The sequence below is a fragment of the Streptomyces sp. NPDC056503 genome, from assembly GCF_042794995.1.
Classification (GTDB): domain Bacteria; phylum Actinomycetota; class Actinomycetes; order Streptomycetales; family Streptomycetaceae; genus Streptomyces.
Window position 1 is genome coordinate 1 of the sequence record NZ_JBHTST010000195.1, and the last position, 11,706, is coordinate 11,706.

At 71.6% G+C, this 11,706-nt stretch carries 8 protein-coding genes; 4 read left to right on the forward strand and 4 right to left on the reverse strand.

Annotation, left to right across the window (positions count from 1 at the left end):
- Positions 1 to 37: 37 nt before the first annotated feature.
- Positions 38 to 1,084 carry a LacI family DNA-binding transcriptional regulator gene (locus tag ACFQ8C_RS34710; RefSeq protein ID WP_383465586.1) on the reverse strand — a complete coding sequence of 349 codons (1,047 nt, stop codon included), beginning with the start codon at positions 1,082 to 1,084 and terminating at the stop codon, positions 38 to 40.
- Positions 1,081 to 3,480: a glycoside hydrolase family 2 protein gene (locus ACFQ8C_RS34715; protein WP_383465588.1), complete on the reverse strand. Its 2,400-nt coding sequence runs from the start codon at positions 3,478 to 3,480 to the stop codon at positions 1,081 to 1,083. The genes ACFQ8C_RS34710 and ACFQ8C_RS34715 overlap by 4 nt, the downstream gene beginning before the upstream one ends.
- Before the next feature lie 276 nt (positions 3,481 to 3,756).
- On the opposite strand from ACFQ8C_RS34715, the gene ACFQ8C_RS34720 reads away from it, so the two are divergent.
- From ACFQ8C_RS34720 to ACFQ8C_RS34730, 3 genes are all read left to right on the forward strand, one after another.
- Positions 3,757 to 5,082, forward strand: a complete 1,326-nt coding sequence (locus ACFQ8C_RS34720) for an ABC transporter substrate-binding protein (RefSeq protein ID WP_383465589.1) — start codon at positions 3,757 to 3,759, stop codon at positions 5,080 to 5,082.
- Positions 5,083 to 5,201: 119 nt separating this feature from the next.
- Positions 5,202 to 6,176 (forward strand): carbohydrate ABC transporter permease, encoded by a 975-nt coding sequence (locus tag ACFQ8C_RS34725; RefSeq protein ID WP_383465596.1) that lies wholly within the window; start codon positions 5,202 to 5,204, stop codon positions 6,174 to 6,176.
- Positions 6,173 to 7,048 (forward strand): carbohydrate ABC transporter permease, encoded by an 876-nt coding sequence (locus ACFQ8C_RS34730; RefSeq protein WP_383465591.1) that lies wholly within the window; start codon positions 6,173 to 6,175, stop codon positions 7,046 to 7,048. Before ACFQ8C_RS34725 ends, ACFQ8C_RS34730 begins: the two co-directional genes overlap by 4 nt.
- A gap of 74 nt (positions 7,049 to 7,122) precedes the next feature.
- Here ACFQ8C_RS34730 and ACFQ8C_RS34735 read toward each other — a convergent pair whose 3' ends face one another.
- On the reverse strand, positions 7,123 to 8,154 hold the full coding sequence (locus ACFQ8C_RS34735) for a LacI family DNA-binding transcriptional regulator (protein WP_383465598.1): 1,032 nt from the start codon (positions 8,152 to 8,154) through the stop codon (positions 7,123 to 7,125).
- A 394-nt stretch (positions 8,155 to 8,548) separates the two neighbouring features.
- A complete protein-coding gene (locus ACFQ8C_RS34740) occupies positions 8,549 to 9,274 on the reverse strand; it encodes a dienelactone hydrolase family protein (protein WP_383465592.1) in 726 nt (241 codons plus the stop codon).
- Between the two features lie 558 nt (positions 9,275 to 9,832).
- Here ACFQ8C_RS34740 and ACFQ8C_RS34745 point away from each other — a divergent pair.
- Positions 9,833 to 11,593 (forward strand): ABC transporter ATP-binding protein, encoded by a 1,761-nt coding sequence (locus ACFQ8C_RS34745; protein WP_383465594.1) that lies wholly within the window; start codon positions 9,833 to 9,835, stop codon positions 11,591 to 11,593.
- Positions 11,594 to 11,706 lie beyond the last annotated feature (113 nt).

Sequence of the window (11,706 nt, forward strand, 5' to 3'; positions counted from 1 at the left end):
CCCGGGAGGCGGCCCCTCGACGCCGTGCCGTGCCCGGCTACGTACGCCGCGGCGGCCCCGTCGACCCCCGCGGGGTCAGCGACGGGGTGGGCACCTGGCGCGCGCCCTTGTGGGTGCCCTCGATGACCCCGAACAGGGTCCGGGCGACCTCCTCGCCGAACTGGTGCACGTCGTGGCTCATCGCCGACAGCGGCGGATGCGTCAGACGGCACAACTGGGAGTCGTCCCAGGCCAGCAGGGAGAGGTCGTCGGGGACCGAGAGGCCCATCTCCGCCGCCACCGCCGCCCCCGCGACGGCCATGATGTCGTTGTCGTACACGATGGCCGTCGGCCGGTCCGGGGACATCAGGAGACTGCGGGTCGCCCGCGCGCCTTCCTCCCCGACGAAGCCGGTCGCCATCTGCCGGCCTCCGTCCAGGCCCAGTTCGGCCATGGTGGCCTCGAAGGCGGCGGCACGGATCCCGCTGTGCCCGAGCCCGGCGGGGCCGCCGACGCGGGCGATCCGCCGGTGCCCGAGCGCCGCCAGATAGCGCACGGCCTCCGCCGCCGCCGAGGCGTCGTCCGTCCAGACCGAGGGGAAGCCGCCCGTCAGCGACGGATGCCCGACGGCCACCGCCGGCATCCCGAGCGCCCGCAGCGGCGGGACCCGCGGGTCGTCCCGGTGGAAGTCGACCAGGATCGCCCCGCCGACCGTCCGGCTGCGCCACCACTCCTCGTACAGCGCGGTCTCCTCGTCCAGGTCGCGGACGAGCCGGAGCAGCAGGGAGCAGGAACGCCCGGCGAGGACGTCCTCGATCCCGGAGATGAACTCCATGTAGAAGGGTTCGAGCCCGAGCAGCCGGGCCGGCCGGCAGATCGCCAGCCCGACGATGCCCGCGCGCCGTCCGGACAGGTTGCGCGCGGTCTGGTGGGGGCTCCAGCCGAGCTCCCGGGCCGCCTCGAAGATCCGCTCCCGGGTCGTCGGGGACACCCCGGGACGGTTGTTGAAGGCGATGGAGACGGCGCCCTTGGAGACGCCGGCCCGCGCGGCGACGTCGTTGATCGTGACGCGCGGGCCGGGGACGCGAGGGGCTGGGGCGCTCACGCCGCTCCCACGCTGAACAGGGCGGCCCGCACCTGCTCCGGATCGGTGCCCGTCCAGCCGCGCACGCCGATCCGGACCTCCTCGCCCGGGAGCAGGGTGACCAGCCCGTGGTCGGCGCTCGCGGACGGGGCCAGCCGGTCGGCCTGGAGGAGGAGGTCCCGCACCAGGGTGCGGGCGGTGACCACCACGACCGGGGAACCGTCCCCGGCGGCCTCGACCCGGACGTCGTACGCGGGCACCGGGTAGGCGAACTCCTTGTCGAACACCGGGAGGTGGACCGCGCGCAGGCCGTCGGCGTCGGCGACCAGCAGCTCCTTCCCGGAGCCGGCGTCCGGGAGCAGCGAGGCCGGGACGACCAGGCGTACGACCGTCCGGGGCGCCGCCTCCAGGTCGAGCGAGGTCTCCCGCAGCACGGTGCCGTCCGCGTCGAGGCGGCGCAGGACGACGGTGGTGCGCCAGGTGGTGCCGGACTGGTTGTCGAGGGCGAGCACGGGGCCCTCCTCGGCGGGGACGAGGCTGAGGAGGCGGTCGGCGTAGACGCGGCGGAGCTCGTGGTACAGGGGCTTGAGGTGCCCGTCGCCGTCGATCGCGGCCCAGGAGCTCACCGGCCAGCAGTCGTTGAGCTGCCAGACGACCGCGCCGGCGCAGACCGGCCAGTGGGAGCGCCAGTGCTCGATGCCGGCGGCCACCGCCCGTGCCTGGACGACCTGGGCGAGGTAGTGCCAGCGGTCGAAGTCGTCCTCGGGGAGGCCGAAGTGGCGTTCGATGCCCCGGTTCAGCTTGCCGTTGCCGTCCTCGGCCTTCTGGTGGTGGAGCATCCCGGGGGAGTCGGGGGCGAGGTCCTCGTCGGGCAGCGCGCGGCGGAGGGTCGCGAGCGCGGGCGGGGCCTGCCAGCCGAACTCGGCGCAGAAGCGGGGGACGTCGGCCCGGTAGTCGGCGTAGTCCTGCCGGTTCCACACCTCCCACGAGTGGTGGGTGCCGTGCCGGGGGTCGTTGGGGTGGTGGTCCCAGGAGCCGGACCACGGGCTGCCGGCGGTGTAGGGGCGGGTGGGGTCGAGTTCGGCGACGATCCGGGGGAGGATCCCGAGGTAGTAGCCCTCGCCCCAGGAGTCGCCGGCGAGCGGCCGCTCCCAGTCCCAGTCGCGGAAGCCCCAGAGGTTCTCGTTGTTGCCGTTCCACAGGACGAGGCTGGCGTGCGGCATCAGGCGGACAACGTTGTCGCGCGCCTCCGCCTCCACTTCTCCGCGCAGCGGCTGCTCCTCGGGGTAGGCGGCGCAGGCGAAGAGGAAGTCCTGCCAGACCATCAGGCCCAGTTCGTCGCAGACGTCGTAGAAGGCGTCGTCCTCGTAGATGCCGCCGCCCCAGATACGGACGAGGTCGATGTGGGCGTCGGCGGCCTGGGTGAGGCGGGTGCGGTAGCGCTCGGGCGTGACCCGGGACGGCAGGACGTCGTCCGGGATCCAGTTGACCCCGCGCGCGAAGATCCGCACGCCGTTGACGACGAAGGTGAAGCCGGTGCCGTGCGCGTCGGCGGAGCGGTCGACGGTGACGGTGCGGAAACCGATCCGGCGCGACCAGGAGTCGAGCGGCTCGCCGGCCTCGTCCAGGAGTTCGACGGCGAGTCCGTACAGCGGCTGGGATCCGTACCCCCGCGGCCACCACAGCTCCGGCTCGGGCACGTCGAGGCGGAGCACCGCCTCCGCGCCCTCGAAGACGGTCTCGGCGACCACCCCGGCCACCGTGGCGCGCAGGGTGAGCGGACGGTCCGTGCCGCTCGCGGTGCGTGCGGTCCGGATCCGCAGCTCGACCCGGCCGGTCGTGCCGTCGACGCCGACCAGCGGGCGGACCTCGGCGAGCCGGGCGGTCGACCAGTGCTCGATCCGCACGGGCCGCCACATGCCGGCGGTGACCACGGTGGGGCCCCAGTCCCAGCCGAAGGAGCAGGCCATCTTGCGGATGTACTGGAAGGGCTCGGGGTAGACGTTGGGCCGGTCGCCGGTGAGGGCGCGGACCCTTTCGGCCTCGTCGTACGCGGAGTCGAAGCGGACCTCCAGCGATCCCGACCGGCCGGTGACGTCGAAGCGGTGGACGCGGTGCATGTTCCGGGTGGAGCCGAGCGGTTCGCCGTCGACCAGGATCTCGGCGGCGGTGTCCAGGCCCTCGAAGACCAGCTCGCTCCGCTCGTGGCCGCCACCGTGGGCGGCGAGGTCCGTCACGTACGACCAGGCGCGACGGCCGACCCAGGCGATCGCGGTCTCGTTCCGTCCGAGGAACGGGTCCGGTATCACCCCGGCGGCGAGCAGGTCGGTGTGGACACAACCGGGCACCCGGGCGGGGAGCGCTGCGTCCTCGTGGCGCAGGCTCCACCCTTCGTGCAGCGGGGTGACGTCCTTCATGGTGTGCGGCTCCAATCGCCTGGCAGTGGGCGGGATGCGTGTACGGGCCGACAAGTTAGCCCCACATTTACTTAACTGTCCATGAACCGGTGAAGCGAACGGCTTGCGCAGCGCACGATGCCTTGGGGTGCGGGGTTTCCTCGGCCTTGACGGCCGGTCGGTCCGGTAACGATTAGGCATCACGCTGGAAATCGGTACTTTACCGGTTCACGACTGGCTGACATAGTGCCGACATCCCACCGATGACCTGAGCCGTGACTTTGAAGGAGTTGGGCCATGGGGAACAAGAAGACGACCGCGCTCTCGGGCGCCGTGCTGACCGCCGTGATGCTCGCGCTGTCGGCGTGCGGAGGCGGAGGCGGCGGTGCCACCGGTGAGGTGGCCGCTCCGCCGTCGGACCCGAAGGAGGTCTCCGGCGAGATCAAGGTCCTCACGCAGCGGACCGACCTGGTGCAGAACGGGGTCCTGAAGCAGTACGCGGCCGAGTTCAACAAGGTCTACCCGAAGGTGAAGGTCACGTTCGACGGCATCACCGACTACGAGGGGGAGGTGAAGATCCGCATGAACACCAACGAGTACGGTGACGTGCTCTTCATCCCCGGCGCGGTCGCCAAGAACGACTACCCGAAGTTCTTCGCCCCCCTCGGCACCACCGCCGAGCTGTCGAAGTACCGCTTCTCCGACAAGGCCGAGGTGGACGGCAAGGTCTACGGCGTCGCCCAGTTCGGCACCGCCAACGGCTTCGTCTACAACAAGAAGCTGTGGAAGCGGGCGGGCGTCACCGCCTGGCCGAAGACGCCCGACGAGTTCCTGGCGGGCCTGGAGGCGGTCAAGGACAAGACCGGCGCCACGCCGTACTACACCAACTTCAAGGACGGCTGGCCGCTGGTCCAGTGGACCAACAACCTCGGCGTCGTCGGCTGCGACGCCCAGGCGGGCAACGCCCTCGCCGGACCGGTCTCGCCCTGGAAGGCCGGAAGCGAGCTGAACGCCACCGACGGCCTCCTCTACGAGATCGTGAAGCGGGGCCTGTCGGAGAAGGACCCGACGACCACCAACTGGGAGACCTCCAAGGCGCTCCTCGGCGAGGGCAGGATAGCCACGATGATGCTGGGCTCCTGGTCGATCACGCAGATGCAGGCCGCGGCCGCGGAGGCCGGCGGCTCGGCGGAGGACATCGGCTTCATGCCCTTCCCGGTCCAGAAGGACGGCAAGCACTGCGCGGCGCTGGTCTCCGACTACCAGCAGGCGGTGAGTATCCACTCGCACAACAAGCCGGCCGCCCGCGCCTGGGTGGACTGGTTCACCGAGAAGTCCGGCTTCGCGGAGAAGGAGGGCGTGGTCTCCGCGGTCAAGTCCGCCCCGATGCCCGGCACCCTGAAGGACTTCGTTGACAACGATGTCAGGTTCTTCGACCGCTCCGAGGCGAAGACCGCGGCCGTCAACGACATCGACGAGGCCGCCGAGATCGGCCTGAACAAGCAGGACTACCGACAGAAGCTGATCGACACGGCCCGTGGCGCCGCGAAGGGCAGCCTCGAGGACTTCTTCGCCGACCTGAACAAGAGGTGGGACGAGGCGGCGAAGACCGCCGGTAGCTGATACCGGCGGAGCGGGCCCCGGCCGTACGACACCGGCCGGGGCCCCTGGACCTTCCGCGGACGCGGACACGAAAGGCCGACATGACCCAGACCACCGACACCGCACCAGAGGGCGCCGCCATGACAGGGCGATCCAGCACGGACAAGACGACGGCCCCCGGGAACCGAGGGCGCCGGACCGCGCGCCGCCGGAGCGGCCCATCCGCCGGACGGACACGGTCCTGGCGCGACTCGCCGCTCCGGCGGATCACGCCCTGGCTGTTCCTGGCGGCCCCACTGGCCCTGCTGATCACGTTCACGTACGTCCCGGTCGCGAGCATGGTCTCGTACAGCTTCACCGACTGGGACGGCGTCAGCCCCGACCGGGAGAGCGTGGGCTTCGACAACTACGTCCGGATCTTCACCCGCCCCGAGCTCTTCCGGGTGTTCTTCGTCAGCGGTTACTACCTCGCGGCGTCCGTGGTCCAGATCGTCGTCGCGCTGTACTTCGCGGTGATCCTCAGCTTCAACCTGCGGTTCCGGAACTTCTTCAAGGGGATCCTGTTCTTCCCCTACCTGATCAACGGCGTCGCGATCGGCTTCGTCTTCCTGTACTTCTTCCAGGACGGCGGCACCCTCGACTCGGTACTGGCCTGGCTCGGCGTGACCACCGACCACCCGTGGCTCGGCGACCCGACCTCGGCCAACGTCTCCCTCGCGGGCGTCTCCGTCTGGCGCTTCACCGGACTGAACTTCGTCCTCTTCCTCGGCGCGATCCAGTCCATCCCGGGAGAGCTGTACGAGGCGGCGGAGCTGGACGGAGCCGGGAAGTGGAAGCAGTTCCGGCACATCATCGCCCCCGGCATCAAGCCCGTGATCAGCCTGAGCGCCATCCTGGCGATCTCCGGCTCGCTGTCGGTCTTCGAGATCCCCTACATCATGACCGGCGGCGCGACCGGCACCCAGACCTTCGTCATCCAGACGATCAAGCTCGCCTTCCAGTTCAACAAGACCGGCCTGGCCTCGGCCGCGGCCGTGGTGCTGCTCCTGATCATCCTGCTGGTCACCTGGATCCAGCGCCGGCTCGTGCCCGACGACAAGGTGGACCTCGTATGACCTCCCCCGACCTCACCGCCGCCCCGAACCGGCCCCGCACCACGCGCCGCCGACCGCCCGTCGGCAGCGTGCTGACCTACCTGTCGCTCCTCGCGGCGTCCGCGGTCGTCCTGGTCCCGCTGGCCGTCGTCTTCCTGACCTCGCTCAAGACCTCCGAGGAGGTCGGCGCCAGCAGCGCGCTCTCCCTGCCGGGGAACTGGTTCAACTTCGAGAACTACGTCACGGCGTTCGACGACGGCAAGATGCTCATGGCCTTCGGGAACACCGCGTTCATCCTCGTCTTCTCCATCGGCGGCACGGTGGTCATCGGCTCGATGACCGCCTACGCCGTCGACCGCTTCGACTTCCGCGGCAAGAAGCTCGTCATGGCCGGCTTCCTGATCGCCACGCTCGTGCCCGGCGTCACCACCCAGGTCGCGACCTTCCAGGTGATCAACGGCTTCGGCCTGATCGACACCCGCTGGGCGCCGATCCTGCTCTACATGGGCACCGACATCGTCTCGGTCTACATCTTCCTGCAGTTCATCCGGGGCATCCCCGTCTCGCTCGACGAGGCCGCCCGGCTCGACGGCGCCAACGCCTTCACCATCTACCGGAAGATCATCTTCCCGCTGCTCAAGCCCGCGATCGCCACCGTCGTCATCATCAAGGGGATCACCACCTACAACGACTTCTACATCCCCTTCCTCTACATGCACTCCGAGGACCTCGGGACCATCTCCACCGCGCTCTTCCGCTTCAAGGGGCCCTTCGGGGCGCACTGGGAGGCCATCTCCGCCGGGGTGATCCTCGTGATCGTCCCGACGCTGATCGTCTTCCTGCTCCTCCAGCGGTGGATCTACAACGGCTTCGCCCAGGGAGCCACCAAGTAGGGGAGCGCCACGTCACGCGGGGCCGGGCCGACGAGGGGACGGCCCGGCCCCGCGGTCTCCCCGCGGGCGGGTGATCAGCGCGGGTCCGACTCCGGAGGCGGAGGAGAGGTGCTGCCCCGCGGCACGAAGTGCGCGTACCCCTCGCGCACGCTGCCGACGTCCTCCCCGTCGATTAGGGCGAGCAGCGCGGTCGCGGAGCGGGCTCCGTACGCCGGGATGTCGCGGGTGACCGCCGACAGCGTCGGGCGCACCACCTGCGTCAGCGGCGACTCGTCCCAGGCGACGACGGACAGGTCGGCCGGGATCGTCAGACCCAGTTCCTGGGCGACCGACAGCGCGGCCACGGCCATGATGTCGTTGTCGAAGACGATCGCCGTCGGCCGCCGGGGCGCGATCAGCAGCGCCCGCGCGGCCCGCGCGCCCTCGTCGCCGGTGTAGTCGGTGTGCACCACCGTCGCCTCCGGGATCCCCGCCTCCCGGCACGCCTCCGCGAGCGCCGTGTCGCGGACCGCCGTGTGCGCGAGCTCGGCGGGACCCGCCACCCGCGCGATCCTCCGGTGCCCCAGCGCCGCCAGGTACCGCACGATCTCCCGCATGCTCTCGCCGTCGTCGGACCAGACGGCCGGCAGCCCCCCGGCCACCTCCGGCGGGCCGATGACCACCGCGGGAAGGTCGACGTCGCGGACGGCGTCGATCCTCGCGTCGCCGGTCCGCAGGTCCATGAGGAAGACGCCGTCGACGCGCCGCTCGCCCCACCAGCGCCGGCAGACCTCGATCTCCTGCTCCTGGTCCGCCGCCATCTGGAGCATCAGCGCGTACGCCTGCTCGGCGAGCACCGTCTCCACGCCGCTGATGAACTCCATGAAGAACGGCTCCACACCGAGCGTCCGGGCCGGCCGCCGGACGATCAGCCCGACCGCCCGCGCCCGCCCGCCGGTCAGGGCCCGGGCGGCGCTGTTGGGCCGCCAGCCCAGTTCCGCGGCGATGCTCTTGATCGAGGCCCGGGTGGCCTCCGAGACTCCGGGCTGGTCGTTCAGGGCGTAGGAGACAGCCACCTTCGACACACCCGCCCGACGCGCGATGTCCGCCATCGTCGGCCGCTTCACTGCCACCCCAGCTCCATCCTCACCCCTCGACCCCCCGACCTTACCGCCACCCGGGGCGCGGGCCGGGTGCCGTGGTGGCGCCGGTCCGGCCGCGACGAAGCCGCGCAGGTCGGCGCGTACGCATTCCGCGTCGACCGCGGGCACCACGCATCCGATCACGAGGAAGACGTACCTGGACGACCGCTACACGCCACGGACGATTCGGCACGGCAACGCGGTGCTGCGCGGCTTCTACGACTTCTGGATCGAGTCGGGCGGCGGCCCGCTCGTCGACCCGGTGCCGCCGGCGCGATCCGACCGGCGCCGGCCGCATGCCCGTCACCACCCGCTGGAGCCTTTCCGGCGGGGGTGCGGTACGACCCGCCAGGCACCCCGCCGCGCCGATTCCACCAGATCACTCCGTCACGGGCAGGCACTCGGCGAGCAGGTCGACGACGTCGTGCCAGGCTCGCTGCGCGTGCTGGGGGTGGTAGCCGACGCCGGGGCGCACGGTGTGGTCGACCGACGGGTGGTGGAAGGCGTGCAGGGCTCCGCCGTAGACCACGAGGCGCCAGTCGACGCCCGCGGCTTGCATCTCGGCGGTGAAGGCGTCGCGTTGCGCGGGCGGCATGATCGGGTCTTCGGACCCCACCCCGGCCCACACCGGGCAGCGAATGCGCGCCGCCTCGCCCGGTCGGCCCGTGGTCAGTGCGTTGACTGTCCCGATCGCGCGCAGGTCGACGCCGTCGCGCCCGAGCTCCAGCCCGATGGCGCCGCCGGTGCCGTAGCCGACGGCGGCGATCCGGTCGGGATCGGTCCGCGGCTCGGCGCGCAACACGTCGAGCGCCGCATGACCGATGCCCCGCATCCGGTCGGGGTCGGCGAGCAGCGGCATGCAACGGGCCAGCATCTCCTCGGGGTCACCCAAATAGCGCCCGCCGTGAAGGTCGAAGGCCAGCGCCACGTATCCCAGCTCGGCGAGAGCATCGGCCCGGCGGCGCTCGACGTCGCTGAGCCCCGTGCCCTCCGGCCCGAGCAGCACCGCGGGCCGGCGACCGACTCCGGCCGGGAGCGCGAGGTGCCCGATCATCGTCAGACCGTCGGCCGGGTACTCGACCGTGCGCGTGGTAATCGTCGTCATGCGACGGGACAGTAGTGATCGTCGAGTCCGGTCGGGCCGCTTTCCGCCGCTGGCGGAACAGCGGATCACCTGCCCTGGCCGCGGTGCCGGAGGTGGACCTGCCGGTTCTTCCGCCGGGGGCCTACCCCGCGCCGGACGAGCGGCCATCGGATGCGCCTTCGGTCGCTACAGGGCGCACGCCCTCACGGAAATCGCTGGTCACCGGCTCCGGCGGCTTGGACGTGTCGCCGTCATGGAGCACATGCACGACCACCTTCCTCGCGCACTCGAGGGTGCCGCATCGTGATCGTTTTCTTAGTCCGGAGAAGCCGGTTCAGCCAGGGTTTCGCAAAACTTCGGAGCGGGCTCGCCGGCACTGGAATCCGGGGGGCCGCGCGACGCATGCTTCTCCGAGAGCACGCCGCCGTCCTCGCCCCCAGGGAGATCCGGGTCGTCCCACGGCCGCGGAACCGGGCTGCCCTCGCACGCGGCGGACCTTCGCCCTGGTCCCGATGCCGCCACCGGGCGCGTGCCGCGGCGAGAGCCGCGGCCGCCCCGACGAAGGAACCCGCAGGAGCCATGAACCACAGCCCCCTGGACCACCGCTACCGCGGTGAACACCCGATCCGCACCGTCCACTACCTCTTCCGGCCCGACCGCGCCCGGCTCGCCGGGGCCGTCGCGGTCTTCTTCGTCAAGCACGCGCCCGTCTGGCTGCTCCCGCCGGTGACGGCGAACGTCATCGACGTCGTCGTCGAGCACCGGCCCGTCGCCGAACTGTGGTGGAACTGCGCCGTGATGCTCACGGTCCTCCTCCTGAACCCGCCGCTGCACCTGCTGTACGTCCGCTGGATGCACGGGGCGATCCGCCGGCTCGGCCGCGACCTGCGGTCCGCCCTCGTCACACGGATGCAGCAGCTCTCCATCGGCTTCCACAGCCGGACCAGCTCGTCCGTGCTGCACGCCAAGGTCGTCCGGGACGTCGAGACGCTGGAGACGGGACTCCAGCAGACCGCGGACAACGGCCTCACCGCCGTCGCGACGCTCGCCGGCGGGCTCGCCGTCATCGCCGTGGTCACGCCGGTCTTCCTCCCGGTCTTCCTCTTCCTGATCCCCGTCGCCGTGCTGCTCATCGGCGCCCTGCGCGCGCGGCTCGGCGAGGGGAACACCTCCTACCGGCGCTCCGTGGAGCGCATGTCCGCCTCCGTCAGTGACATGACGACCCTCATCCCCATCACCCGCGCGCACGCCCTGGAGCGCACGGCCCTGGGCCGCGTCGGACGCGAGCTCGACCGGGTGCAGCGGGAGGGGACACGGCTCGACCTGCTCAACGCCCGCTTCGGGTCGCTCTCCTGGGTCGTCTTCAACGGGCTCGGCACGGCCTGCCTGGCCGGCGCGGCGCTCGTCGCCTACTACGGATGGACGTCGGTCACCCCGGGCGAGGTCGTGATGCTCAGCGCCTACTTCTCCACCCTGACCGGCGCCGTCACGAGCCTGCTCGCGCTGGCTCCCGTGGTGGGCAAGGCCGTGGAGTCCCTCAAGTCGGTCGGCGAGGTCCTCCAGGCTCCCGACCTGGAGGTCAACGACGGCAAGCGGCGGGTGGAGGAGGTCGCGGGCGCGTTCCGGTTCGAGAACGTGGGCCTGACGCACGGCGACGGCGACGAGCCCGCCCTCAGCGAGGTGGACCTCGACGTGCCGGTCGGCACCACGCTCGCGATCGTCGGCGGGTCCGGCGCGGGGAAGTCCACGCTGCTCAACCTGGTGCTCGGCTTCCACCGTCCCACGGCGGGCCGGGTGTTCCTCGACGGGCGGGACATGGGCGGGCTCGACCTGCGGAGCTTCCGCAGGTTCGTCTCCGTCGTCCCCCAGGAGTCCGTCCTCTTCGAGGGGAGCATCCGGGAGAACGTCACCTACGGCATGGAGGGCGTCGACGAGGCGACGCTGCGGCGCGCCCTGCGCGACGCCAACGCCGCGGAGTTCGTCGACGCCCTGCCCGACGGCCTCGACACGGTGGTGGGGGAGCGCGGCACCCGGCTCTCGGGCGGTCAGCGCCAGCGGCTCGCGATCGCGCGGGCGCTCATCCGCGATCCCCGGGTCCTGGTGCTCGACGAGGCCACGTCGGCGCTGGACGCCCGCTCGGAGGCGCAGGTCCAGGAGGCGCTCGCCCGGCTCGTCGCCGGTCGCACGGTCTTCGTGGTGGCCCACCGGCTGTCCACGATCCGGCGGGCGGACCGGATCGTGGTGCTGGAGCGGGGCCGGGTGGTGGAGTCCGGAAGCCACCGGGAACTGCTCGCCCGCGACGCGGCCTACGCCCGTCTGCAGGCCACCCAGCTGGCCTGACCCGCGGTACGGCGCGGGGTGGCCCCCCCCCCCCGGGGGGCGGGGGGGGGCCCCCCCCCGTTCGGGTCCTTTCAGGTCCTTTCGGGGTCTGTCGGGGGCGGTCGGGGGCGTTC

What these genes read in the sequence shown, in the direction of transcription:
- ACFQ8C_RS34715 (WP_383465588.1), bottom strand. Translation starts at nt 3,480, where the DNA reads ATGAAGGACGTCACCCCGCTGCACGAAGGGTGGAGCCTGCGCCACGAG.
- ACFQ8C_RS34720 (WP_383465589.1), top strand. Translation starts at nt 3,757, where the DNA reads ATGGGGAACAAGAAGACGACCGCGCTCTCGGGCGCCGTGCTGACCGCC.
- ACFQ8C_RS34725 (WP_383465596.1), top strand. Translation starts at nt 5,202, where the DNA reads ATGACAGGGCGATCCAGCACGGACAAGACGACGGCCCCCGGGAACCGA.
- ACFQ8C_RS34730 (WP_383465591.1), top strand. Translation starts at nt 6,173, where the DNA reads ATGACCTCCCCCGACCTCACCGCCGCCCCGAACCGGCCCCGCACCACG.
- ACFQ8C_RS34740 (WP_383465592.1), bottom strand. Translation starts at nt 9,274, where the DNA reads ATGACGACGATTACCACGCGCACGGTCGAGTACCCGGCCGACGGTCTG.
- ACFQ8C_RS34745 (WP_383465594.1), top strand. Translation starts at nt 9,833, where the DNA reads ATGAACCACAGCCCCCTGGACCACCGCTACCGCGGTGAACACCCGATC.